This is a genomic window from Vibrio gazogenes, from assembly GCF_023920225.1.
GTDB classification, from domain to species: Bacteria; Pseudomonadota; Gammaproteobacteria; order Enterobacterales; family Vibrionaceae; genus Vibrio; species Vibrio gazogenes.
Window position 1 is genome coordinate 1,819,991 of the sequence record NZ_CP092587.1, and the last position, 25,126, is coordinate 1,845,116.

General features: G+C 44.8%; 20 protein-coding genes. 9 read left to right on the forward strand and 11 right to left on the reverse strand.

The window, feature by feature from the left end; translation table 11 throughout:
- Window positions 1-4: 4 nt before the first annotated feature.
- Window positions 5-1,300, reverse strand: coding sequence for a carbohydrate ABC transporter permease (locus MKS89_RS08140; protein ID WP_072957695.1), 1,296 nt, complete (start codon window positions 1,298-1,300; stop codon window positions 5-7).
- A 124-nt stretch (window positions 1,301-1,424) separates the two neighbouring features.
- The gene (locus MKS89_RS08145) at window positions 1,425-2,660 is read right to left on the reverse strand and encodes an extracellular solute-binding protein (RefSeq protein ID WP_072957692.1); all 1,236 of its coding nucleotides are present in this window, start codon (window positions 2,658-2,660) and stop codon (window positions 1,425-1,427) included.
- 218 nt (window positions 2,661-2,878) lie between these two features.
- On the opposite strand from MKS89_RS08145, the gene MKS89_RS08150 reads away from it, so the two are divergent.
- The 3 genes from MKS89_RS08150 (at window position 2,879) to MKS89_RS08160 (ending at window position 6,328) form a co-directional block, all read left to right on the forward strand.
- Window positions 2,879-3,982 (forward strand): ABC transporter ATP-binding protein, encoded by a 1,104-nt coding sequence (locus MKS89_RS08150; RefSeq protein ID WP_072957689.1) that lies wholly within the window; start codon window positions 2,879-2,881, stop codon window positions 3,980-3,982.
- 77 nt (window positions 3,983-4,059) lie between these two features.
- Window positions 4,060-5,067 (forward strand): LacI family DNA-binding transcriptional regulator, encoded by a 1,008-nt coding sequence (locus MKS89_RS08155; RefSeq protein WP_072957686.1) that lies wholly within the window; start codon window positions 4,060-4,062, stop codon window positions 5,065-5,067.
- 262 nt (window positions 5,068-5,329) lie between these two features.
- Window positions 5,330-6,328, forward strand: coding sequence for a glycoside hydrolase family 53 protein (locus MKS89_RS08160; protein WP_072957684.1), 999 nt, complete (start codon window positions 5,330-5,332; stop codon window positions 6,326-6,328).
- Window positions 6,329-6,466: 138 nt separating this feature from the next.
- Here the strand turns inward: MKS89_RS08160 and MKS89_RS08165 are convergent, their stop codons facing one another.
- A complete protein-coding gene (locus MKS89_RS08165; protein ID WP_072957682.1) occupies window positions 6,467-7,012 on the reverse strand; it encodes a TetR/AcrR family transcriptional regulator in 546 nt (181 codons plus the stop codon).
- 86 nt (window positions 7,013-7,098) lie between these two features.
- Between MKS89_RS08165 and MKS89_RS08170 the strand changes: the two genes are divergently transcribed.
- Window positions 7,099-8,118 (forward strand): NADP-dependent oxidoreductase, encoded by a 1,020-nt coding sequence (locus tag MKS89_RS08170; protein ID WP_072957679.1) that lies wholly within the window; start codon window positions 7,099-7,101, stop codon window positions 8,116-8,118.
- Between the two features lie 113 nt (window positions 8,119-8,231).
- On the opposite strand, the gene MKS89_RS08175 is transcribed toward MKS89_RS08170, so the two are convergent.
- A complete protein-coding gene (locus MKS89_RS08175) occupies window positions 8,232-9,995 on the reverse strand; it encodes an SgrR family transcriptional regulator (protein WP_072957677.1) in 1,764 nt (587 codons plus the stop codon).
- A 292-nt stretch (window positions 9,996-10,287) separates the two neighbouring features.
- Here MKS89_RS08175 and MKS89_RS08180 point away from each other — a divergent pair, with 292 nt between their 5' ends.
- Window positions 10,288-10,467 carry a hypothetical protein gene (locus MKS89_RS08180; RefSeq protein WP_072957674.1) on the forward strand — a complete coding sequence of 60 codons (180 nt, stop codon included), beginning with the start codon at window positions 10,288-10,290 and terminating at the stop codon, window positions 10,465-10,467.
- A gap of 131 nt (window positions 10,468-10,598) precedes the next feature.
- Here the strand turns inward: MKS89_RS08180 and MKS89_RS08185 are convergent, their stop codons facing one another.
- Both MKS89_RS08185 and MKS89_RS08190 read right to left on the reverse strand, forming a co-directional pair.
- Window positions 10,599-12,566 (reverse strand): glycoside hydrolase family 127 protein, encoded by a 1,968-nt coding sequence (locus MKS89_RS08185; protein WP_072957671.1) that lies wholly within the window; start codon window positions 12,564-12,566, stop codon window positions 10,599-10,601.
- A 12-nt stretch (window positions 12,567-12,578) separates the two neighbouring features.
- Complete coding sequence (locus MKS89_RS08190; RefSeq protein WP_072957669.1) at window positions 12,579-13,994, reverse strand: MFS transporter; 1,416 nt, start codon at window positions 13,992-13,994, stop codon at window positions 12,579-12,581.
- A 184-nt stretch (window positions 13,995-14,178) separates the two neighbouring features.
- Between MKS89_RS08190 and MKS89_RS08195 the strand changes: the two genes are divergently transcribed.
- Window positions 14,179-14,991 (forward strand): helix-turn-helix transcriptional regulator, encoded by an 813-nt coding sequence (locus tag MKS89_RS08195; RefSeq protein ID WP_072957666.1) that lies wholly within the window; start codon window positions 14,179-14,181, stop codon window positions 14,989-14,991.
- Window positions 14,992-15,422: 431 nt separating this feature from the next.
- A complete protein-coding gene (locus MKS89_RS08200; RefSeq protein WP_072957663.1) occupies window positions 15,423-16,412 on the forward strand; it encodes a carbohydrate porin in 990 nt (329 codons plus the stop codon).
- A gap of 93 nt (window positions 16,413-16,505) precedes the next feature.
- Here the strand turns inward: MKS89_RS08200 and hxpB are convergent, their stop codons facing one another.
- The 3 genes from hxpB to hrpA form a co-directional block, all read right to left on the reverse strand.
- The gene (hxpB, locus tag MKS89_RS08205) at window positions 16,506-17,162 is read right to left on the reverse strand and encodes a hexitol phosphatase HxpB (RefSeq protein WP_072957661.1); all 657 of its coding nucleotides are present in this window, start codon (window positions 17,160-17,162) and stop codon (window positions 16,506-16,508) included.
- 88 nt (window positions 17,163-17,250) lie between these two features.
- Complete coding sequence (locus MKS89_RS08210; RefSeq protein WP_072957658.1) at window positions 17,251-17,733, reverse strand: outer membrane beta-barrel protein; 483 nt, start codon at window positions 17,731-17,733, stop codon at window positions 17,251-17,253.
- A gap of 152 nt (window positions 17,734-17,885) precedes the next feature.
- Entirely contained in the window at window positions 17,886-21,806 is a 3,921-nt protein-coding gene (gene hrpA / locus MKS89_RS08215; RefSeq protein WP_072957988.1) for an ATP-dependent RNA helicase HrpA, read from the reverse strand.
- 187 nt (window positions 21,807-21,993) lie between these two features.
- Here hrpA and MKS89_RS08220 point away from each other — a divergent pair, with 187 nt between their 5' ends.
- Window positions 21,994-22,374 carry a VC1380 family protein gene (locus tag MKS89_RS08220; protein ID WP_072957985.1) on the forward strand — a complete coding sequence of 127 codons (381 nt, stop codon included), beginning with the start codon at window positions 21,994-21,996 and terminating at the stop codon, window positions 22,372-22,374.
- Window positions 22,375-22,398: 24 nt separating this feature from the next.
- On the opposite strand, the gene MKS89_RS08225 is transcribed toward MKS89_RS08220, so the two are convergent.
- Together MKS89_RS08225 and MKS89_RS08230 are read right to left on the reverse strand one after the other, a co-directional pair.
- A complete protein-coding gene (locus MKS89_RS08225; RefSeq protein WP_072957655.1) occupies window positions 22,399-23,460 on the reverse strand; it encodes an NAD-dependent epimerase/dehydratase family protein in 1,062 nt (353 codons plus the stop codon).
- 3 nt (window positions 23,461-23,463) lie between these two features.
- The gene (locus MKS89_RS08230) at window positions 23,464-24,054 is read right to left on the reverse strand and encodes a TetR/AcrR family transcriptional regulator (protein WP_159439562.1); all 591 of its coding nucleotides are present in this window, start codon (window positions 24,052-24,054) and stop codon (window positions 23,464-23,466) included.
- A 384-nt stretch (window positions 24,055-24,438) separates the two neighbouring features.
- Between MKS89_RS08230 and MKS89_RS08235 the strand changes: the two genes are divergently transcribed.
- On the forward strand, window positions 24,439-24,888 hold the full coding sequence (locus MKS89_RS08235) for a tellurite resistance TerB family protein (protein ID WP_072957649.1): 450 nt from the start codon (window positions 24,439-24,441) through the stop codon (window positions 24,886-24,888).
- Window positions 24,889-25,126: the final 238 nt, after the last annotated feature.

The following is a 25,126-nucleotide window of genomic DNA, read 5'->3' on the forward strand; positions in this document are numbered from 1 at the left end:
ATTGTTATCTCGCTTCTTCTTTGAATGATTTGGTCATCCGGAATTGCCACAATGCAATACCGACCACGAAAATCGACAGTAGCAAGGTGATTGCCGATGCCACTCCGTATTGCGATGAAGACATCGTCAATTTATAAATCCATGACACTAAAATATCGGTACCGCCCGCGTTACTCCCAATGACAGCAGGACCACCATTGTTAAAGAGATAAATAATATTGAAGTTATTGAAGTTAAACGTGTATTGCGTGATCAGAATCGGTGCAATGGAATACAGTACCAGCGGTAATGTAATCGTTTTTAACTGTTGAAATTTACTCGCACCGTCCATCGTCGCGGCTTCATACAGATCACCGGGGATCGCCTGTAAAACACCGGTTGTCATGGCAAAGACAAACGGGAAGCCGAGCCAGGTCTGAATCATGATCAACGCAATCTTGGTCCAGAACGGGTCGGTCAACCAAGCTCTCGCTTCAATGCCGAAGAAATCGAGAATAACGTTGTTGATCACGCCAAAGCTATCGTTAAACATCCCGGTAAAGATAAGAATGGTCACAAAGCCGGGTACCGCCCAAGGCAGAATAAAAATAGTCCGGATCAATGGTTTAAATTTAAGGTCTTTCTGATTCACCAGAATTGCCAACAGAACCCCGACGGTACATTGCAACGTTGATGCAACTAACGTCCAGACGACCGTCCACTGCAATACATCAATAAAGGTGTTGCGCCACAAATTGATTTGGAAAATGTTGAAGAAGTTCTTTAACCCAATCCAGTCAACCAGCTTCGCAGGCGGTGAGTTGTACAAGTTATAGTTGGTAAAGCCAATGGCAAAACCGAAGATAATCGGAAACACCACCACAAAGACTAAGAGGATAAAACCGGGGCTGATCATCAGATAAGGAAAGCCGGCATTGATGACATTGCGGTACTGAACACGTAATGAGTTCAACGGGCGTCCTTCATCAAATAACTTACCGTTTTTATAAGCGTCATTGATACTCAGGACATACACCACCAAACCAAATACCACCACAAGTGCAGCGATAATCCCATGTGCGAGCAGGAAAACTGAGTTGTCTTCAGGGAGATTTTCACCCAGTGTGACCAGCCCCCACATGCCGTGAGAAATAAAATCACGCGTGACTGCATAAAAACTCGTGAGCAAGATGAAAAACATCATGCCTTTTACAAACTGGCGGTTATAGAATTGGCCAAAGCCAGGTATTAACGCAAGTAAGGAGGCCGTCAGTCGGTGGGATCGATATGGTCCCGAGTCATGCTTAAAACGTTCACTCATGTCAGGTATCACTTACAAACTCCATTTCAGAAAACATCTGAGGAAAACTTCTGGCGTCTGTCAGCCCAAGCCAAAACGGGCATATAGGGCTAACAACTGCTTTCGCCAGAACAATATCTTTCAATTATTGACCCATCATTGCGTGGTTCGCTTCGATTTGCATTTGGATGCTTTCTACCGCAGAGTCGAGTGCACTTTTCGGATCTTGTTTATCGGTCGCGATCAACTGTAATGCGCTGTTTGCGGGTCCCCAGACTTCATTCATTTCTGGAATAGAAGGCATTGAGGTCGCGTGAATGGACTGAATCGCAACCGCACTTGCACCCGGGTCATTTTTGATGACCGGATCGTTCACCAATTTTTTCACGGCCGGAACTTCACCAGTCAGCTCAAAGCGGCGTTTGGCATTCTTATAATTATTGATGAATGTAATAAACTCTTGCGCGAGTGGTTTGTTTTTCGAGAAAGTGGGAATGCTGTAACTCTTCACGCCCATAAATGATCCCATTGGCTGACCAGATGGCAATTTTGGAAGTGGAGCGACACCGTAGTTGATGCCTGCTTCTTTATAGGGCTGAAGTGACCAAGGGCCAGTTTCAACAATCGCGGCTTTGCCCGATGTGAATAATGAATCGATTGCATTCAGACCATTATTACCAATAATGCCGGTCGGAAATACTTTAGACTGATAGAACTTCTGAATGAATTTTGCGCCTTCTATCGCCCCGGGAGTGTTCAGTAATATTTTATTGGGATCGTAAGAGCCGTCGGCTTTTTTCCCGAAAATATCGCCACCCATACCGTTTAAAATGCCATAGGTGTAATAAAGCTCATCCCATTTAGCCAGCAAACCGTATTTATTTTCCTTGCGAAACTTCTTCGACAGCTCAAATATTTCGTCCATCGTTTCTGGAAGCTTCGAAATAAGGTCTTTGTTGTAAACCATAAATACGGTTTCAACCGACTTTGGCAAGCCGTAGAGCACGCCATTGTATGTCAATGCATCAATTGAAGATTGCGTGAATGTATCGGTAACCGCTTTATCGACCTGAATCGGAGCAAGCAGACCTTGAATCACCGCCCCACCAATCTGATCATGAGGAATCAAGACAACGTCAGGACCGGTGCCCGCCGGACCGTCCATACGCAGAGATTCGATCTGACCACCATATGGCATTTCAAGCACTTTCACGTTCACATCGTGTTGTTTTTCAAATGCTGCAACCGCGTCTTCATTACCAAAAGACTTTTGAATGTCCTCCCAGACTAATAAAGATTGCTGCGCCAACACCATTGGCGAACAAAATAGAGCGGTCACTGCGAGAGCAGCTATTTTTTTACTAAATTTATTATTATCCATAAAATTTCACGCCTTCGTTTTTGGTAAAAAATAAAATTTATGGTGCAAATATGCTCCTTTGTGTTATTTTTTCCATAGACGCAATTCATTGGCGTGATGTAAGTCACTTTTACTAATGGCTATTGTGATAAAACAAGCAATTAAAAATAAAATTTACTAAATAAAAGACGAATTAGATCACACACTTTTTATTTATTACCAGTTATGAGGAACTTAAAATGTCTTCGATTCAATTATCCAATGTCGTAAAACGTTTTGACGATACCCAAACCATTCACAACGTAAATTTATCGATAGAAGAAGGTGAATTTGTCGTCTTTGTCGGTCCATCAGGCTGCGGGAAATCGACGCTGTTGCGTATGATCGCCGGTCTGGAAGATATCAGTGATGGGTCCATCTCTATTTCAGGAAATATCGTCAACGACACGCCCCCATCGGAACGAGGCGTCGCCATGGTATTTCAATCTTATGCGCTCTACCCGCATATGACCGTTGCAGAAAACATGGGGTACTCGTTAAAAGTAAACAAAGTGCCAAAAGAAGAGCGTGATAGAAAAGTACAACTGGTCGGCAAAGCACTCCAGTTAGAGCATCTGCTTGATCGTAAACCAGCCCAACTTTCAGGGGGTCAGCGCCAGCGCGTTGCCATCGGTCGGGCAATTGTCAGAGATCCCAAAGTCTTTTTATTTGATGAGCCGCTCTCAAATCTTGATGCCGAATTACGCGTAGACATGCGTCTGCATATCGCGAAGTTACACCAAGAACTTCAGTCAACCATGGTTTACGTGACGCACGATCAGGTCGAAGCCATGACATTGGCAGATAAAATCGTGGTACTGCGTGATGGAAAAGTTGAGCAAGTGGGGTCACCGATGGATCTGTACCATCATCCAGTGAACCGATTTGTTGCCGGATTTATCGGCTCGCCTAAAATGAACTTTCTGCCTTGTACCGTCGAGAGCTGGGATGAAAATAGTTTAACCGTCACGTTGGATGTTGGTCGCTCAATCACCCTACCGATCAAAACAGCACCCATTGAAATCGGCAAAACACTCACATTAGGGATTCGACCTGAACACCTTACGACAAGTCCGGCGATGATCACGCTGGCATTCCAGTGTGAAGTCATCGAGCGACTGGGAGGCATGACGTATATCTTTGGCCAATGTGGCGGAGTGGATGACTTTAAGTACCTCCATCATGGGGATACACAAGTACAGCCGGGTGAGTCAATTTCGTTATTTGCATCACCTTCCCATTTACACATTTTTGAACCTGATGGAAGCGTCATAAAATTTGATTCTGTACAATCAACGCATTAACGCTCTAGTACCGAAGCGCATTTAGAATGCGCTTTGGCATGTAGGACCGTCCGATAAAAATAATATAGGGTAATCTTTTGGCGACACTTAAAGACATTGCACAAAGAGCTAACATTTCTACTTCCACGATTTCGCGCTTTCTGAACGAAGACCCGACTTTATCGGTCAGCGAAGATAAGAAGCGAGCTATTTTGGAAGCCGTCGAGTCACTGGGCTATCAATCCCCGAAACGGAGTAAAAAACAATTTGTTCATCATGAAGTAACCAAAACAAATGAACGGGTTGACGCATATCATGTTGTGATGTTGAACTTTTTAACCCCCACACAAGAAATCGACGACCCGTATTTCACTTCTATTCGCGCTGGTATTCAAAATCGCTGCTTAGAAAAAGGCGTTGATTTAAGAACAATCCATTTAGATCAAATCGATACCAGTCTAAAGCTGATAGAAAATTCCCCCGCTCTGATCGCGGTCGGACATTTCGCCGAACATGTTGTCGAGACATTATATAAAACTAACCCCAATATTATTTTTGTTGATTCAAATCCCTTGGGGAGTAAAACAGATGCCGTCTTAATTGACCGGTTAGCATTATCTAACGAAGTGATGCAGAATATATTAAACAACCGCTGCAAACGCCCTGCTTTCATCGGTAACAATGAGGAACGTTTGCATGTTTTCCGTAAAGTGACCAAAGAAAACGGCTTATATCACGAGGCATTATGTAAAGTCAGTAAAGAATATTGCATCGAATCCGGATATCAAGCGATGAAAGAAATGTTACACCTCGATGAACTGCCCGATGTGGTTTACGCTGCGACAGATATGGTCGCCGTCGGTGTTTATCGCGCCATTTATGAGTCTGGATTAACCATTCCGGGGGATATACAAGTCATCGGAACCAATGATATCTCGTCAGCCCGACACATGAGTCCAAGCCTGACAACCATGAGGCTGTTTCCGTTTGAAATGGGAGAAGTCGCAATCGATATGTTCATTGAGAAAATGGCTGGCCGACAGTATAAGAAAACAGTTTTATTTGGTCATGAATTTATATGGCGGGACAGTTTTAAAATGAAATAAATTCGATTCGGTTTGAATTCTGTTATTCAGAATAAGACGATGACATTCAAATAAATTTTAATCATCTCTGTCACAAGGCCAGCATCACAATTATCTAAGTAAATTTACTTAGATAATTCCCTCATAATCACAACCACACGAAATAATTGCTTCAAATTCCCCCAACACTTTTATTCATCACATCAATATTAAAATCCGTTGCTATTATATTCTGTATGTCATTCAAGTGACGATAACGTGAATTAATAAAAATGGTGGAACGATGAAAAATACCCTAAAAACACTAGCAATCTTCGGCTCATTAGTCACATCGGGCTATTCTCACGCGTTGATTAAAGGCGCGGATATTAGTTGGATAACTCAGATGGAAGATAGCGGCTACGAGTTCTACAACGATTGGGGCTATCGACAAGATGTCCTGTCAATCTTACGAGACCATGGCATGAACGCCGTGCGTTTACGTGTGTGGGTCAACCCGCGCGATGGTTATTACAACTCACTTGAAGATGTGATCGTCAAAGCAAAATGGGCCAAAGCCGCCAATATGGATGTGATGATCGATTTCCACTATAGCGATACGTGGGCTGATCCGGGCAATCAATGGAAGCCTGCGGCATGGGCGCAACTCAGCTTTGACGATTTAATGGCACGCGTCTGGTCTTACACTCGCGATTCACTCGAGACCTTAAAAGCGGCGGGGATTACCCCAAAATGGATTCAAGTCGGGAATGAAACCAATAACGGCATGCTTTGGAATGATGGCATGGCTTCAAGCCACATGCGTAACTATGCATGGTTATTTAATAGCGGACGCAATGCGGCGAAAGAAGTGTTCCCCAATGCCAAAGTCATTGTTCATTTAGCCAACTGCCATGACAACGCCAATTTCCGCTGGATATTGGATGGATTACAGGCCAATAGTGCCTGGTGGGATGTGATTGGTGCCTCTTCTTATCCCAAGAATGCGACCGGCCTGTCTTGGCAAGAAGCAAACAAGCGATGCCTGAATAACCTCAACGATCTGGTTAATCGCTATGGAACTGAAGTGATGATCACCGAAATCGGTGTCCCTTGGGATGATCCGGAATCTAAACGTATCGTTGCAGACATGATCCAAAAAGTACATCAAGTGAATCAGGGCAAAGGGATTGGGATTTTCTATTGGGAGCCACAGGCATATAACTGGCAGGGCTATACCCTAGGCGCATGGAATCCAAATACCCGCCGCCCGACTCAGGCGCTGGATGCTTTTCTTGAATAACGCATAACGGAGAATTCCCTCGGCCCCTCAATGATCAGAGGGGCCCCCATTCCCTTGGCTGGAGGAACATCGAATGAATACAAGTATGGAAGACTTGAAAATAGTACTTTGACTTTATACGTCCGTATCACATTGATGTTATTTCATAATGACTGAATTAGCCATTACATGAAAAAGGTGCTCAGCTCTAGGTGCATGCGATGGTTGCTCTCGTAACCAAGCCAGTGCTGCTATGAGATCAAATAATTCCTCACCAGTTAGCTCAGGGTTTGCACGCCCTTCGGATTGCGCACGAGTAAGCAATGCTGAACCGGCACAACGTAAGGAATGGCATGATACATGAAGTGCCGAATCTAAATCCTCTATTGCCTCCATCATCACTGAAATAATACCTCGATGATTGTATGTAAACGTAATGACATCCTGAACCCAAGAAAGTAATGCCTCATCGGGATCACTCGCGTTTTTTCGTTTTTCGGCTTGCTGAGATAACGAATCAAAACTCTCACGTAACAAGACTTCCAGGAGCGCTTCTCGTGTCGGGAAATGACGATAAAAAGTCCCCATGCCAACGCCTGCCCTTCGGGCAACCTCACGTAAAGAAGCGCTTGCCCCCTGTTCAATAAATATTTCTCGAGCCACAGAAATAATGCTGTCGTAATTTTTTTTCGCGTCGATTCTCATAATATCCTTGACAAGTGGAGCACCGCTCCGATTAAATGGACTAATGTTCCGTTTATTATATATCAACCATCTTAAAGGAAAAAGTCATGATGACTAAAACAATGAAATCAATTCAACAACACGCCTTTGGTAGTCCTGAAGTTCTACGGTATGAAAATGCTCCGATACCAGAAATAAAGTCAGGTGAGTTATTAGTGCGTGTCAATGCCGTAGGCCTGAACCCGCCAGACTGGTATTTACGTGAAGGATATAAGGCGCTTCCTCCCGAGTGGCAACCACAGGTAACTTTCCCTCTCATTTTGGGAACCGATGTTTCCGGTGTTGTAGAGGCCGTTGCCAATGACGTCACTGATTTTAAAGTGGGTGATGAAGTGTATTCGATGGTCCGCTTTCCGGAAGGCATCGCTGGAGAAAGCAGAGGCTATGCGCAATACGTTAACATTTCAGCCTCAGAGGCAGCAATCAAACCGACGAATATCAGCCATGAGCAGGCAGCTGCGGCACCAATGTCATTGCTCACAGCATGGCAGTTTATGATTGAGTTAGGACATGATAAGCCTAATCCATTACAGCCTATGCAACATAAACCTGTTTTACTTGAGGGTAAGACGGTTCTAGTCAATGGTGCTGCCGGCGGCGTTGGCCACTTTGTGGTTCAAATTGCCAAATGGAAAGGAGCAAAAGTAATCGCAGTCGCCTCCGGTGCCCATGAATCATTTCTGCAAGAATTAGGGGCCGACGTGTTTATTGATTACACCCGAACAGCACCCGAGGATACAATCAAAAATATTGATTTGGTCATCGACTGCGTTGGGGGGCCAACAACCGAACGCTTCTTGAAAACACTAAAACAGGGAGGAGCACTGTTTCCTATCTATCCTCTCGGCTTTACCGGTGCAAAAGAGGCAGAAAAAGCTGGTGTCATCGTGTCGTCTACTCAGGTGAGATCAAATGGGGCGCAACTCGCGCAACTCGCCCCATTACTCGATGATGCCACCATTCGCGTGGCTATCGACAGTGTGTACAAACTGGAAGACGCGCAAAAAGCACATAAACGTGCCGCAGAAGGACATATACAAGGAAAAATAGTATTAACGGTAGACTGATGATGAATTTTTCTGAAAAGTGCTATTGAAGATTGGCGTTCTGCTCTAGCTCAATAACCTGATTACCACTCATTATTTGCAATATCACAAGGGAAGTTTGGCGTGATGATCGGCTACTCATCAGCCCAAACATCCCGTATTTCAGGCCACCCCCACACATTGATATCGACATCTTTGAGCACACCTTCGAATCGCAATGTCTGTAGGTGGTGAAACATTGGTATGAGATAATGTGAGGTAATCATTGACGATATAATTGGCTCGAGCTCCTGCATGTATGAGGAAACAGGTAAACGACTTCTGACATCATACAACAGGTTATCCAGCCACACCCTATTCGGCTCACTCAGACTTTGCTGTAAGACTGGATTTGATAACATCCAGCAAAATGCTGATACAGGGCGGTTGTCGTCGAGGTTGATACTGGTAAGAATGATGTCTTCGTTGAGTGCCTGACTGTTTGCTTTCGCGTAAAACTCATCAAATGAGTAAATATTGATTCTACAATGTACGCCAACCTGACTTAATAACACTGTAATCGCTTCTGCGCATTCCTTTAGGGCGTGATGTTCGAATATTGCAATCGTCAAAGTATCAGGCAGAGGTTGTGGTGGTATGGCTGTAGTTATCATCTTTAGCCATCCGGGAAACAGGTTATATGCCGGGACCGCCTTAACTCGACTCTTTTTTAAGCTACCGATCTGTTTTAGAACCTCATCAGTGCGAATCAGCTCACTCAGGTATGAACGTTGCGAGAGAGAGAACCGAGCTCTATGGTTGATGATAGCAAGCAGGCACCCCTCTTCAATTCTACTTTTTTGGTCTTTGTCGGAAGATTCACTCGTTGATTGGGGATTGAAACCATCAACAGACTGGGAGTCTATGTATAAAGAATTGAACTGATTCGTAGTACCGACTTGCGGTGAAACCTCATCGTACACATTGTAACTTTGTGGCGGGAGTTGCCAAATGGTCACGGTATCAGTGAGCGCACGAAGACCATGATAATCTCGATAGGCTTGGAGAGTGATGCGTTGGTTGCTGTGCTCCACGACCTGAAATATGCCACTACCAATGACGGAATGGGTGCCCAAAAGTTGGCTTGGCGGTTGAATTGAATATTTGATACCCGAGAGCAGTCCTGCAAAATCGGCATCAGGTTTTGAAAGCGTAAACGCAATGCAAAGTTCATTCACCTCAGCAACACTTTCAACATGGGCCAGTTCTTTCGTATACAACGGGGAGTCCCGTAGTTGCCTGAATAGAGTAACAACCTCATTCGCGGTGATATCACTGCCATCATGAAATCTAAGCAGAGGACGGAGAAAAAACTTCCAATGTAACTTGCTCTCATCACTTGTCCAGTGATGGGCAAGATCAGGTCGTATCTCCCCGCTCTCAGTGCAATGTGTAAGGCAGCTATATACTTGACGTAATAAAAAACGTTCACTGTTTCTCAATGCAGTATGAGGTAGGAGCGGTAAAAATATCCGGTCATAGGTCAGTTGAACATGTAACCTGCCTTGGCGTATTTGCGTGCCAGAGGTACATCTAAGGAGTTGAGCAAATAGCACTTGGTCATGGTCAATCAAATCGAGTGCTTTTTCGTATTTGCCAATCGAAATTAGCTTCTGAGCGAGCATCGCTTTCAGTTCTTGAAGGCTGTAAATCAGGTAAAGGCGAGAGCGCTGGTTACGACCAACTTTGGGCTCCCATTCAATCCAGCCACTATCGCGCATCTGCTTGAGCAATGTCCGACAATGCCGAGGGCTTGTGAACAAGCGCTCTGCAATCTCAGGAAGGGTTGTCAAAATAGCGGTATTCACACCTAGCTTGGCTAAACGGGAAAAATACAAGATTTGTCGATTAACATTCAAAATAGGAACCCTTCTCTTTCACTTTTTCACATTTTTCCTACCCAAATTTACGTAAAGCAGATTTTCACTCGATATCACGCTCATATTAGGAACAAGATCATTATATTCCGTCTGTTTTTATCTTCCCCTTTTTGCATCACACTTTACCTCGTTAGAGAGAGAAACTGGCAAAGCACTAAGCAGAACCACGAATAAGGCAAATAGATTTGTAGCCTTGTCTGGTTGGCGGCTCATTGACCTTAATGTCGCAGCAAAGCCGGTTAGTCGATCATCATCGGTAGGAGGTAAAGTTATGATTTCATTTAAAAGCTTATCGCGGGAGCTAAAATCTGACTCACTCGCACAGTATTATCAACGGCGCCTTGAGCAAACCAGCCAAGCGCTTGAGCAAGAGGCTATTCAAAATATGTTGTCTCTGCTTTCCCTTAATAACTCGGATGGAGAAGAGAAAAACGACAAAGATGAGAAATAAAAGTGATGCTTGATCACATTGGCATTGGGTGTAAAAACCGCACTGAAGTGACGGTCCCGCTAACGAAAGCTGGTTGAAAACTCTCTATCGGTCTTCAACCAGCTTGGTATTCACGGATGATGTATCGAGTATTATTCCTTCTCAGTGATCCACACCCGCATCTCACCTTCACCCCGGTTTGCCCAGGTAAAGTAAGGAATGAGCGTCAATGGCTGTGAAACCCATTGTGGTTTAGATGATCGATAACGATAAAGTGATGCTTCACCGCTTTGAGGACAAAGTTTTTTCACCGCTTGTGTTTTAAGTAGTGTTTTCCCTTCAAACAGCCCCTCTCCCTGTATGACCGTAAATTCTGCATCACTGTCGAGACGTAGGTTATACAGTTCACTCCCATTGTCGGCTTCTTCAATACAGTAAACCAACGGACCACGTTGAACCGAAATCTTACCGGCACTGTGGCGCAGTTTTTCATGTCCTCTGATAATCAATGTTTCCATTGGTAAAGTTAAGGTAATGGTATCGCCACTTTGCCAAACTTGGTTGATCAAGGCGTAACCGTTCTCCACTGCGTTCTCAAGTGAATATGGATTGCCATTTACCGTCATACTTGGCTGGCGGCACCAGTCTGGAATCCGAAACCCTAATGAGATAGCCTGATTAGGCGACTCATCAATACAGAGTGTGATGGTCTCCTTCCATGGGTAGTCGCCACGTTGGGTAATCGTTAAGTTGCCATATTCAGTCGCAAGCGTGGATGTTGAACCTATATATAAATTAGTTAACACCGTGTCTTGTTTAACGGTATACAAGTAGTTTCCCAATGAACCGATAATTCGCGCAATATTGGGTGGGCAACAAGCGCAACCGAACCAACGTTGACGAACCGGTTTCACATGATCATAAATATGATTATGTGGGATACTGCTTGGATGAACTTCCAGCGGATTGACATAGAAGAAGTGTTTTCCATCCATCGCCATCCCGGCCAACACTGTATTGTAGAGCGCTCGCTCCATAACATCAGAATAATGACTATCGGTATCGAGTTGTAGCATCCGGTTCGCAAACATCATGAGTCCAATCGACGCGCAGGTTTCCGTATAAGCGGTATCATTGGGCAAGTCATATTCGCAACTGAATGATTCGCCTTCACTCTGCGAACCAATCCCTCCTGTTACATACATCTGTTTGTTGACCATGTCTTGCCACAGCGTCTTACATATGGCGACTTTTTCTTGATCGCCACTTAAGCGAGCAAGGTGAGCGACTCCCGTCAGTAGATAAACGAACCTGACAGCATGACCAACCGCAACTTTTTGCTCAGTGAGTGGTAAGTGCGCTTGACTATAGGCCTTATCTTTCACCATCCAGGCGGGCCCGTGGACATGCCAATACGAGGTTTGTCCGCGACGTTGATATTCCTCATCATAGTAATGTGGGCTTTGCCCGCGTTGCTCAACGAAAAAATTACAGAGGTCTAAATAACGGGGTTGTTCCGTCACTTCGTATAAACGCATCAGTGCGAGCTCAACTTCAGGATGTCCCGGGTAGCCAAGCAGTTGATCTGGTTTATGACCGAAAACCTGATCAATATGGTCTGCAAATCGACACGCTATATTGAGTAAGGCATCTTTACCGGTAGTTTGGTAATAGGCAACAGCCGCTTCAATGAGGTGCCCGGCACAGTATAGCTCGTGGCATTCACACAAATTATGCCACTTTGCATCCGGCTCTTTGACTGAGAAATAAGTATTGATGTAGCCATTGTCACATTGCACTTTGCCAATGAGTTGAATGACATCATCTGCTAGGTTTTCTAGAGACGGGTCAGGCTTGTTTGCCAAAGAGTAAGCAACCGCTTCTAACCATTTAGTGACATCACTGTCCTGAAATACCATGCCATAGAACTCGCCATCGAGTTCACCCGCTGCAATCTTAAAGTTTTCTATGGCGTGGCTTGGTTCTGTATCAGGCAGATTATCGTTCAGTGCATCCCATTGATAAGGGATCACCACATCATTAATCAATGTCTGATAGTTCTTCCAAAATTTATCGGAAATGTTAACGCGTGTGTATTGTGATTCATTGTTGTGAGTCATGGGGGTTCTCTCTTACGCCATTTGTTTCTTTAGATCAGCGCTAATGCGCACCATTAGCTGGTTGTCTAGCTTGGTTTTGGCAATCATGTACGCTAATGCGAAGTGAATGACTGCAGGAATCATACTTTCTAGGGATGTAATGCCCGATACAGAGGCTTCAGTTTGGTTTTCTATTCCCGGCTGATAGGCAACCCAAACAAGAATCGCGCTGATAATGACGGCACTCGATGCCCACGCCAGTTTGATACAGAATAAGTTGAAGGCGAAATTCAACCCGGAAGAACGAACCCCGGTTTTCCACTGCCCATAATCGTCGGCAAATGCCATTAATGAGAAGTGTAAAGGCAGCGTAAAACCGAGCAGGACGCTGTAGCACAAAATGACGACCAACCATAGGTTCTGGGTTGTATCATTCGCAGGGATGTAGAACATGGTCAAAGAATAAAAACCAAGAAGTACATTGGTGTATAAGTACAGTGTTTTAGGGTCAATGTGCTTCGTTAGGTAGTTCACCAATATCGGTCCAATCACTAACCCCGCAGTGACCATGGCAAAAAATAGCGATGTATAGCTGGAAGTGCCGCCCAAGACGTAGTTGATAAAGTACATGTACGCACCACCACGAGTGTTAAAAATAGTGATGAGCAAAAATGACATGATGAGCATCAGCATGAGTTGATCGTTTTGCTTGATACTTTTTAAATGCTCTTTGAGGGAAACCTTTCCCAGAGATTCAATCGGTGTTCGCTCTCTAACGGTCGTAAAACACCACAAAAACATCACGATAGCGATTACGCACAAAATGCTAACGCCATATTGATAACCCAGTGCTTGTTGGTTTGAATCAAACTGGCCGACAAACCATGGCAGACCAACCGAGACGAGAACACCGGCTCCGCCAGTGAGAACGAATCTCCAGCTCTGACATGAAATGACTTCTTTGTGATCGGTGGTCATCGTATTGATGAGTGCGCAATAAGGGACGTTAATTGCGGTATAACAAATTGACAACAGCATATAGGTGACGAAAGCGTACATCACCTTAAGGTTGTAGCTGATTTCCGGCACCGTAAAGGTAAGAATTCCGACGATCCCGATGGGGAGAGCAATCCATAGCTGCCAAGGTCTAAAGCGCCCATATTTGCTATGTGTTCTATCGGCCACAATCCCCATCAAAGGATCGGTGACGGCATCAAAAATACGGAGTGTCATAAAAAGGATACCCACAATCGCGGGCGTTAATCCAAAGATATCGGTGTAGAAAAAAGTTAAAAAGTTTCCGATTAAGCCCGTAATAATTGTGCCTCCGGCATCGCCCAGACCATATCCGAATTTTTCACTGGTGGTTATTTTTTCTGTTTGAGGTGTGTTGACTATATTGTTGTTCAACACTTGGGTACTTGTCTCGTTCATGGTTGCTTCATCCATATTGAATTCATTATTGTCATTATTTTTATGCATCCATCGTAGCGAGAGCGGAGTACCAACAATAGGTGATAATTTTGTATAAAAAGAGGATAAATCCGACTTTGTGAGAGGAAGTGTGACAATGATCTTTTGGCTATGTTTCAGCCTCAAATAAGATGTGTCCAGACAACAAAGGGACTCAAAAATGGCAAATATATATCACGATGTTCCTGTAGAGATAGAGAATGGCGGCTTGTTCATCTCTAATGGAAGTGGCAGGCATCCAAGAAGAATTATTGACTCTTTTGAACTCATTTTTGTGCAACGTGGGACGTTATCGATTCAAGAAAATGATCAGCAGTACCAGCTTGGTGCCGGTCAATGTTTACTGCTTTATCCGCACTGTGAACATATGGGGATTGAGGATTATCCAGATGATTTAAAGTTTTACTGGGTTCACTTTCGCTTGTCGCGCCATAGTAAAGATTCGGCCTCTCAGCATTTCATTCACTTACCAAAGTTGGGGCGTGTTGACGATGGCTCAAAAGTGACCTCGTTGTTTAATTTGTTATTAAACGAACAAGAATTGGTAGGCGACAGGCTGTCATTAAACCTGCTGCTGATGATGATTATTGGTAAAGCAGGCAATAAGAATGCAAATGAGTCTGAGCCCAAGCCAGTCAATTTAGCATACAACGCACGTTCCATTATCAAACAGTTCTATCGAGAACCAATTACCCCATCATGGGTAGCTCAGCGCTTGCGGTGTAATGTGGACTATTTAGGTCGGGTCTATAAACAAACTTTTGGAACCACATTGACAGAAGCCATCCAGACACAAAAGATTCATGCTGCAAAACAAGCTTTAACGGACGCGACCCACCCTATCCAGTTTATCGCTCGCGGCGTTGGCTACCAAGATGTTGGCTACTTTAGACGCGTATTTCTTAAGTATGTTGGCATGACCCCTTCGAATTTCCGAAAACTACATACGATTCGAACGGTGAACTCTGAGTAGTTTAGAAACAATCTGAGTAGTTTAGAAACAAGTAGTTTAGAAGCATCATTATCACCAAGAAAAAGACAACGTTCCCAAAAATGTGATCACGATAAAATCAGCCAATACACTCAATTTCATAGCCAAAAAGCCAATAAACCGCTTAAAAACCCCGAACAAAACCAATCACTGTATAAAAAACTCTTATTAATTACTAACCACAAAATCAATAATATGAAGTAAATCAAATTTGCCACACCAAAAATAGGGAACGATCCCGAAAAGTGATCCAACCGAAAGTTTCATTCAACCAGCAAATGTAATCTCTAAATTCATCACCAAGATGAAATCAACAAAATTCAATCAATGATTGATTGGATCCCCAGAAAATAATAATTGTGGATTAAACCACTTATGGGGCTGAAGAATGAGTAACTTTACGGAGTATAACGATGAAAACAAGTGGTATTTTGAAATTATCAACTATTGCCCTATTGACTGCTACTGCACTGAATGTTCAGGCAGGAACCAGCGTCACCAATGAAATGGGAACATTCGCGATCCACGGTGATGTGGAATTTAATAATGACTACCGTAACCAAGAAACAACCAACCCCGACACAACTACTTATGATCAGAATGGCCGCCTTTTAATTGGTGTTTCCGGTTCGCGGGATGTGGGTAGCAATGGCTATATCAATGCAAATGCTGAGACATTACTGCATCTCGATGGTGACATCACTGCCGATGATGCGTGGATTGCAATCGGTGAGAAAGCTGATTGGGAAATTAAAATGGGACGCTTTGAAGCATATGACCTCTTCCCTGCCGGTCAAGATACGTTTGTCAATTACGCCCAAGACGTTTATATGACCAAGTATGCTCGCGGACGCAGTGATAACGGCCAGATAAATCTGTCCAAAACCACTGAACGCGTCTATTTCGAGCTCAGCACCAACTTTATGGCCAATGATGACAGCAATATCAACGCAAGAAATAATGCTGTGTTTCTTCGTCCGGTCGTCGCCGCCACGCTGACTGACTCATTGAAGTTAGCCGTTGGTGCAGAAATTAATGCAACCGCAGACGAAGAAGATGCTGCTAATGATTTTTCCGGTTATGGTGCAACGCTGAACTATATAATGGGCGACATCAATATGAATGTGAGCTATGCCACCCGTGACTTTGATGGCACCACCAACCAAGAAGATACCACCTACGGTGTCAACGCTCAGTATCAAAACTTCTTTATTGCCTATGTCTATGGCGAAACCGATACCGGCACAACCGCGAAAAGCACCACCGTCTATACCTCGTATAAATTCGCCAACATTATGGATGTTGAAGACTTGGCACTGTACGCCGGCGGTTATTACTCTGACGTAAAAGATGCCGACAAGACTGACAGCGGTTTACGTCTGCGCGTCAAGTATCTGTTCTAAATTTTCCCCACACTGCCTGTCCGCCCCATATCTGTTGTAACCCATGCGGTTTCAGTCACAGATATGGGGCTGACTCTTTATATTTCGGCTGATTCAGTCGTTTGCACCAATCAATGATACGATAGCTTCCAGTGACGTGAAATATTGATCAGCCAGCGCAAACCGAGGATCCTGCTGGTGCGCGTTCACAACGAACGTCGTCATTGATGCAGCTTTGGCTGCGGTCATACCGGTCACACTATCTTCAATCACCAGGCATTGATCAGGCGACACATCGAGTTTTTGCGCAGCACTTAAATAAACGGCAGGATGCGGCTTACCATAGTCTTCATCCTCGGCGCTACAAATTTGGCTGAAATACGCTTCGATCTCGAGGCGCTGAAGCACAGCTTGAATAATTTCCGGCCCGGACGAGGTCGCCAAACCAATACGATAACCCGCCTGTTTTAGCGCATCTAAAAGTTGATAAACACCCGGCAGTGCACGACCATGAGCCCTCACCTGAACAATCAGTTTTTCTAGGATTTGCTGCGCCAGAATCGCAGGATCAATCTGAAGCTGACAACGTTGACACCAAGTCGAAGCAATTGCGTCTAACCGTTTTCCCATGGTGTACTGAATACATGCTTCAACCGTGATTTCAGCACCATAAGTAGCCAGTGTTTCAATCTGTGCCTGTCGCCAGAATGGTTCTGAATCAATTAATACACCATCCATATCAAAAATAACTGCTTTATATGGCAATGCCATCTGCTATCTCTCCTCTGTTTACCGGGATTTGAAATATAAAAAGCCAGCAAAATGCTGGCTTAAATTGATTGTTCGACGATGAGAAAACTTAAAGAAAATGGAATGTGGCATTCAGATTGAAAGTTTTCATGTCATCGTCACCCATAACATAGGTCTGGTAGCTGGCACCGACAGAAATCGGCCCCATCATGAAGTATTCCGCACCGACACCGTACATCAGGTCAACACCGTCATCCACTTTGGCACCATTGACCTTTTCATCCCAAGAATGCAAGCCGCCTTTGGCGTAAATATGCAACGGACCGAAATCAATACTTGGCTTAATGGCGAAATAGCCGGTTGTTGCTTCAGTTTTATTAGTTGGCGAGACATCAATTTCTTGAAATTTGGTGAAACCCGCTTCCAAGCCGATCAATGGCAGGATACCGGTTCCGACATGAATATTGTAGGCTGTACCATGTTCACCTTTAAAGTCAGATTGTCCAACGGAAGCGCCGCCATAAATCCATGAATCTGCCAAGGCAGATGTTGATGCACCTAAAAGTGCCAATCCAATTAATGTTTTTTTCATGATGAACCTTCTCTACTTTTTCATCGGTGATCATACGGTTGGTGATCATACTATTGGTGTTGATACCAAAGCGGCATAAAATTGCCTACGCTCGCCAAAAAACTAACAGAATTATCTGTAATAGTCTGTTTTATGCAAAAATCGAACCCAAATTAACATTCACTAATTGCATTCTTGATCCGCTTATCCGAAACGGGATAAGGCGTTCCAAGTTGTTGAGCAAAGAAGCTCACCCTTAACTCTTCAATCATCCAGCGGATTGCTTTAACATTCTCGGGAATCGGCGCACCTTTCGGAATTTTGTTCAATAACTCCCGATAGTCCTGCGTCACTGATTCTATTTTCAGCATATGAAGTCGATCTTTGTTGGGATCGATAGGTAATTTTTCTAATCGACGCTCGATAGCCTTCATATACCTTAGGATATCCGGCAACTTTTTCCAACCGCATTCCGTGGCAAAGCCTTTGAAGATCAAGCTTTCAATTTGTGCTTTGATATCAGAAAGTGCAAATGCCATTGTAAAATCGACTTTCCCTTTCAGTTTTTTATTGATCTGATAGGCAGTTGTCAAAATTTCTTCAACTTGTCTTGCAATATCAACAACGGTATCACCTAACTCACCGCGAACATACTCTTTCAACGCTTCAAACGCCTCGGCCTGCCAGACTAATCCGCCTTGCCCATCGATAAGCTTATCGATACCACAGGCAATGCAGTCATCAATCAGATCCAACACTTTGCCATATGGATTGAAATAGAGTCCGAGTTTCGATTTATTCGGTAGGTTGGTGTGCAAATATTTCACCGGAGACGGAACATTCAGCAAGATTAATCGCCGCTCCCCTGCTCGCATGGCGCGTTGTTGCTCTTGCTCGGTCTCAAATAGCTGAATAGCGACGCTGTCTTTTTCATCAACCAGTGCCGGATAGGCTCTGACATCGAAGCCACCTTTTTTCTGCTGATAGACCAGAGGAAGCTCACCGAAACTCCAAGTATGCAGACCTTTCTGTTCGATATCATCATCAGCAACCTGAGACAGGGTTTCTTTAACTTTGTCTTTCAGGCTCTCTTTTAACGTGAATAAGTCTTTATTTTCCCGTAGCTTTTTATGCCGATGATCGACGGCCCGGAATGTGATTCGCAGGTGATCCGGGATCTGATCGATTTGCCAGTCTTCGCGCAGAATGGTCACACCGGACATCCGTTTCAGCTCTTTTTCCAGTGCGTCCAACAATGGCAGTTCCATCGGGGTCGTCCGGGCCAAAAAGGCATCCGCATAGTTCGGTGCCGGTACAAAATTCTTGCGCAATGTTTTCGGCAACGATTTGATCAAATTGACCACAAGTTCATGGCGTAGCCCGGGGATCTGCCAGTCAAACCCCATCGGTTCAATTTGGTTCAATACGGCCAACGGGATATGAACCGTGACACCGTCACTATCATCACCGGGTTCAAATTGATAGCTGAGCTTCAGCTTGATGCCATTCTGATGCCAGAAATTCGGATAATCGAGTTCGGTCACATGGCTGGCATCACCTTTGAACAACATCTCTTTTTCAAAATGAAGATATTCCGGATTCTCCCGGCTGGTCTTTTTCCACCACGTATCAAAGTGACGGCCGGAGACAACTTCCGTGCCGACGCGCTGATCATAAAATTGAAACAAGGACTCATCATCAATCAGAATGTCCCGCCGTCTCGATTTATGTTCCAGCTCTTCTACTTCTTGTAACAGCTTGCGGTTTTGTTTGAAGAAAGCGTGTTTGGTCTCCCACTCACCTTCAACCAGCGCACTCCGAATGAATATTTCTCGGCTCAAGGTCGCATCAATCGGGCCATAATTCACGAGTCGTTTGGCAACAATCGGTACACCAAACAATGTCACTTTCTCATACGCCATCACCGCTGCGCGCTTTTTCGACCAATGCGGCTCACTGTAGCTCCGTTTGATCAAATGTTGTGCCAGCGGTTCAATCCACTCCGGCTGAATCTTCGCCACCACTCTGGCCCAAAGTTTCGAGGTTTCCACCAGCTCAGCCGACATCACCCATTTCGGTTGTTTCTTAAACAGGCCGGACGCCGGGAAAATATGAAAACGGGCGTTTCTCGCCCCGTGATATTCTTTCTCTTCCTGATCTTTGATACCGATATGAGACAGCAATCCAACTAGAATCGAGGTGTGCACCCCCTGATAACTGCCGGGTTCTTCATTCAGCTTCAGCCCGAGGTCATGCATACTCTGATGCAATTGAAAATAGACATCCTGCCATTCACGAATGCGCAGATAATTCAGATAATCACTTTTACACTGACGTCTGAACTGATTACTACTCAGGGCTTTTTGTTGTTGTTTGATGTAATCCCATAGATTAACAAAGGTCAGAAAATCAGAGTCTTCATGATAAAAACGGCGGTGTTTATCATCGGCTGACTGTTGTTTGTCCGAAGGCCGCTCTCGCGGATCCTGAATCGACAAAGCAGCCGAGATAATCATCACTTCTTTCAGACATCCCCATTTCGGTGCTTCAAGCACCATACGAGCCAGCCGTGGATCTATGGGAAGACGCGACAACTTTTGTCCAATCTCGGTCAAGCGTTTTTTGCGCTCCTGAGATTGTGTCTGAATCGCACCTAATTCTTCCAGCAGCCGGACACCATCTTGAATATTGCGCTGATCCGGGGCTTCAACAAAGGGGAATGCCTCGATGTCACCGAGCCCCAAGGCTGTCATCTGCAAAATAACCGATGCCAGATTGGTTCTGAGTATTTCGGGATCGGTAAACTCAGGACGAGATTGAAAATCATCTTCGGAATAAAGCCGGATACAAATCCCAGCTTCAACCCGGCCACAACGCCCTTTACGCTGATTGGCGCTGGCTTGAGAAATGGGTTCAATCGGTAAGCGCTGCACTTTGGTGCGGTAACTATAACGACTGATGCGAGCGGTCCCCGGATCAATCACGTATTTAATTCCCGGCACCGTCAGAGACGTTTCAGCAACGTTGGTCGCCAAAACAATTCTCCGCCCACTGTGGGATTGAAAAATCCGGTTCTGCTCACCTGCGGAGAGACGCGCATACAAAGGCACAATTTCAGTATGTTTGAGGTTGCGCTTGCTCAAGGCATCGGCGGTATCCCTGATCTCACGTTCCCCGTTCATAAAGATCAGGATATCTCCCGGTCCCTCATCACTCAGCTCATCAACGGCGTCAAAAATCCCGTCGAGCTGATCACGCTCACTCTCATCTTCACCGGCTAAGGGACGATAACGGGTGTCCACCGGATACGTTCTGCCGGACACTTCAATGATCGGTGCGCCGTCAAAGTGCTGGGAAAACCGTTCAGGATCGATTGTTGCCGACGTGATAATGACTTTCAGGTCAGGACGCTTCGGCAGCAGCTGTTTTAAATAGCCGAGAATGAAATCAATATTCAGGCTACGCTCATGGGCTTCATCGATAATGATCGTATCGTACTGATTGAGGAATCGATCATGCTGAATTTCAGCCAGCAGTATCCCGTCCGTCATCAATTTAATCTGAGTCTGATCGGATATCTGATCATTAAAACGCACTTTATAACCGACGAAATCGCCGAGTGAAGTTTTGGTTTCTTCAGCAATCCGGGCGGCGACAGAGCGTGCGGCTAATCGACGGGGCTGTGTATGACCAATGACCCCATATGTGCCACGCCCCAGTTCAGCACAGATCTTCGGCAACTGTGTGGTTTTCCCCGAGCCGGTTTCACCCGCCACAATCACGACCTGATGTTTTTCAATCGCTTGTGCAATGTCATCTCGTTTCTGACTGACCGGCAGAATCTCTGGGTAATCTAATACCGCAGAGGTTTGCTGTCTGAGCTCGGCTGCCATCATCGATTTGGCAATGTCCTGAGCGATTTCATCAAAAACGGCCTGTCTGGCTTTGGGATTGTTAATTTTACTGGCCCCCTGAATCCGTTTACTCAGGCGGAACCGATCTTTGAGCATACATTCGTTCAATGCATGACGCAGAGTTCCCGGAGTATTGGGCTGTGCCTGAGGGGGTTGGGTATGTGGCTGTGACGACGTCAAAGCGAATCCTATTGTATACTTGATTAAAACTGGCCGGATTGTATCACTGTCAGGCCATGACACCAAAAACTCCTTGGTTTTCATCATCAGTCTGACCAGACAGTTCTTACTCCAATCTGGTGCAGGTGTAAGGTTTTTGATGTATATTTCGTTTGATGTCAGACATGCCGGTGAGACCAAAGATAACGTGAAAGCTTCTGAATTGATTCATATACTGAATGCCCTGCCCAATGATCCGGAAATCGTGACCGGAGAAACGTGGCTTCCGGAGCGTTTGCTGCACGCCAAATGTTTCGATGATTTGTTATTTTGTCAGTTTGATAATGCACCGGAAGAGAATGAGGGCGAAGAAGAAGGCAGAGGATTCGTCGATCATGAACTGTCGCTGATGAGAAGTCATATCATGCAGATTTTTATGGAAAAAGCGCCTTTGGAACATAAACGGGATGCGATTCTGGCTTTAATTCTTTATGCGCATGAACACTCATCATCTGATGTCGTCGAGATGCTTGAACAGATCAGCCTGCAAGAAAACAGTTTGCAAGAAGGCAATGATCAAGAAATTTAACTCATACGTCAGCGAAGCGCGTTGTCAACGCTCCAATTTTCCGGTCTCAACTAGCTGCGCAAAGAAGTCGTTCATCGTCACCGACAATGGTCGGTATTTCAGCTCCAGTTCCCCAATACTTTTGGTATTGTTGCCTTTCCAAGCGTAGCCAACATTCTGCGTAATCGTTTTCCGAGTTATCCCCGGGTTGATCAGCGGCCCAAACAACCAGACAAGAAATTTTGGCAATACCCGTTTAGGCAACGGGTAATGTTTACCATATTTGGGTAACAGTTGACGCGCCATTTCAAGTAATGTCGTGTTACAACCAGAGATAATATACCGTCCTCGGGCATGCGTGGTATAACCGGCTGATAAATGGGCTTCAGCAACATCCCGGACATCAACGACCCCGATCCCCCAGTTCGGCACACCAACTCTCATGGAACCATCCCCCATCTGGCGGATGATATGAAAACTTTCAGAGGTTATATCAGGGTTGACGGCAGGCCCCATCACCAGAGAGGGGTTGATGACAACTAGCGTCCACTGTTGTTGCGCCTCCGCGATACGCCATGCTTCTTTCTCAGCTTCGGTTTTAGAATAAGCATATGGATTATGCTCAGGAGAGCTGGAGTGATTCCAGACTTCTTCAGTCACCATACCGTGCTCTAAGTCTAACAGATCAGCATTATCACCATAAATCGCGGCACAACTGCTGGTCAAAACAACACGCTGTACTGACGGTGTTAACGTTGCCTGATTTAACACATTGTGCGTACCTTGCACGGCCGGGGCAATCAATTCGCTTTGCGGGTCACGAGCCTGAAGCCGAAACGGAGACGCCGTGTGAAAAACCACGCGACAACCTTGCATGGCTTCAGCATATGAACCGTCATCAAATAAATTGGCCTGAAAATAGCGGAGTGTTCCCGGTGCGGTGCTCGCGACTCGGTTGAGAGGTTTGAGTTTGTCCTGATCCCTCAAATCACGAACTGTCGCATGTACTGTGACACCGGATTCAAGTAAGCGTTTGATCAGCCATCCAGCGACATATCCTGTTGCGCCGGTGACAAGTACCGGCCATTTACGGTTAATGTAATACATAATTTAATCGAGCTCATCTAAACAAGATGTAGATATTGCAATGCCACGCCAAAACACACAAAACGCCTCTCGAAATATCATTTCAGCCTCATGCCAGCCATATTGCTTCCGATTCGTATATGCCACCAGTGCATGCAGGTAACTTTGCACATTGATACATATCAGTTCGGGAGACGTCGGATGGAGTATGCCGCTCTGCTGAGCATCTTTCAGTTTGTCGAGCATCGGCATCCATAACTTTTCTGCATACTGACGTGCCGTTTCACCTAATACCTGCGAGGCATTCAGGACATTCATTGCCCGGTATTCCGTCAAATGATCGTAGGACCAGTGCGCAAAAGCAATCCATTGCTTAAAACAGACATCGAAGAGCGAAGCAGAGAAATCGACATCACTCAAAATAACATCAGCCATGTTTCGCTTGATAAAGATATAGACTTCATCGATTAGCATTTGCTTGGTCTCAAAATGATTAAACAACGTGCCATTAGAAACACCGGCTTCTTTCGCAATTGCTGCAGTCGCGACACCCGCCCCATCCTGAGCGAACAAACGAATCGCGGCTTCTATAATCTGAAGTTTCTTTGTATTCATCAAAAATAACACTTTAGAGTGACTAGTCACTCTAAAGTATACAAAAACACCCCTTGCGTCAACCATTATATAATTGAGAATCATTTGCATATTGACGAGTAACAGCTTGCTTTTAAACAGCATTGATCTCAAAACTAATACGGTGAGTGTTGAAAATGAACCGGATCGCACTCTGATGGTCAAACTATCAAAAGAGCAGCAATGCGGTCTTGCAAGAAATAGGGACTTTCAAGAGGTTTCCATCAATTTGTAGAATAACATTGCATGATCTTTCCCAAATGCAATTGGGTATAAAACAATCAATATCGACTGGATCACGTTTATTTTCTGCTGATCCTATGATATTTCTTACGGCTGATAATCAAGCGCTTCTGTGAGGAAAATATGTTTAATACCATTACATCGCTTTTTAAAGAACTACTTGAAGGTCAAGATCTCGGTCACCATGAAGATAGTCCGCAACTGGCTATTGCTTGTCTGCTGACTGAGGTGTCCGGTGCTGACCACGACATATCCGGACCAGAACAAGATGCGCAAACTCAGCTTCTCATCAAACTGTGTCAACTGACTCAACCTGAAGCTGACAATCTACTAAAGCAGGCTGCACAACAAGTCAAAGATTCAGCGTCGCTCTATGATTTTACATCTCAACTGAGGGCGTTATCTCAAGAAAGACGTTTCGAACTGATTCAAGCCATGTGGGAAGTCGCCAATGCCGATGAATACATCGACCCATTTGAAGATGCAGTGATTCGTAAGACCGCAGAGCTTTTATATGTTGATCACAGTGAATTTATCCGAGCAAAATTAATCGTGACTGAGCATAAGTCTTAACGGGCAATACAGCTTCGCGGTCACATCAGCGACTCTCGTCACGATCAACGTCACGCACTGACACCCGTTCATTTTCTGATAGAAGTCGGATACCCCGGATCGACTTCTTCTGTTCAATGTCTACACATCCGTTATAATGTGTGCCTTTTGATAACCGGATGTTAAAAATAGTCTCAGGGCATCCGGAATCCTATGTCAGATAAAAAATGTAAGACAACGATTTAAATCGGTTGTTCGA

What these genes read in the sequence shown, in the direction of transcription:
- MKS89_RS08140 (WP_072957695.1), bottom strand. Translation starts at nt 1,300, where the DNA reads ATGAGTGAACGTTTTAAGCATGACTCGGGACCATATCGATCCCACCGA.
- MKS89_RS08145 (WP_072957692.1), bottom strand. Translation starts at nt 2,660, where the DNA reads ATGGATAATAATAAATTTAGTAAAAAAATAGCTGCTCTCGCAGTGACC.
- MKS89_RS08150 (WP_072957689.1), top strand. Translation starts at nt 2,879, where the DNA reads ATGTCTTCGATTCAATTATCCAATGTCGTAAAACGTTTTGACGATACC.
- MKS89_RS08160 (WP_072957684.1), top strand. Translation starts at nt 5,330, where the DNA reads ATGAAAAATACCCTAAAAACACTAGCAATCTTCGGCTCATTAGTCACA.
- MKS89_RS08165 (WP_072957682.1), bottom strand. Translation starts at nt 7,012, where the DNA reads ATGAGAATCGACGCGAAAAAAAATTACGACAGCATTATTTCTGTGGCT.
- MKS89_RS08170 (WP_072957679.1), top strand. Translation starts at nt 7,099, where the DNA reads ATGATGACTAAAACAATGAAATCAATTCAACAACACGCCTTTGGTAGT.
- MKS89_RS08180 (WP_072957674.1), top strand. Translation starts at nt 10,288, where the DNA reads ATGATTTCATTTAAAAGCTTATCGCGGGAGCTAAAATCTGACTCACTC.
- MKS89_RS08185 (WP_072957671.1), bottom strand. Translation starts at nt 12,566, where the DNA reads ATGACTCACAACAATGAATCACAATACACACGCGTTAACATTTCCGAT.
- MKS89_RS08190 (WP_072957669.1), bottom strand. Translation starts at nt 13,994, where the DNA reads ATGGATGAAGCAACCATGAACGAGACAAGTACCCAAGTGTTGAACAAC.
- MKS89_RS08195 (WP_072957666.1), top strand. Translation starts at nt 14,179, where the DNA reads ATGGCAAATATATATCACGATGTTCCTGTAGAGATAGAGAATGGCGGC.
- MKS89_RS08200 (WP_072957663.1), top strand. Translation starts at nt 15,423, where the DNA reads ATGAAAACAAGTGGTATTTTGAAATTATCAACTATTGCCCTATTGACT.
- hxpB (WP_072957661.1), bottom strand. Translation starts at nt 17,162, where the DNA reads ATGGCATTGCCATATAAAGCAGTTATTTTTGATATGGATGGTGTATTA.
- MKS89_RS08210 (WP_072957658.1), bottom strand. Translation starts at nt 17,733, where the DNA reads ATGAAAAAAACATTAATTGGATTGGCACTTTTAGGTGCATCAACATCT.
- MKS89_RS08225 (WP_072957655.1), bottom strand. Translation starts at nt 23,460, where the DNA reads ATGTATTACATTAACCGTAAATGGCCGGTACTTGTCACCGGCGCAACA.
- MKS89_RS08230 (WP_159439562.1), bottom strand. Translation starts at nt 24,054, where the DNA reads ATGAATACAAAGAAACTTCAGATTATAGAAGCCGCGATTCGTTTGTTC.
- MKS89_RS08235 (WP_072957649.1), top strand. Translation starts at nt 24,439, where the DNA reads ATGTTTAATACCATTACATCGCTTTTTAAAGAACTACTTGAAGGTCAA.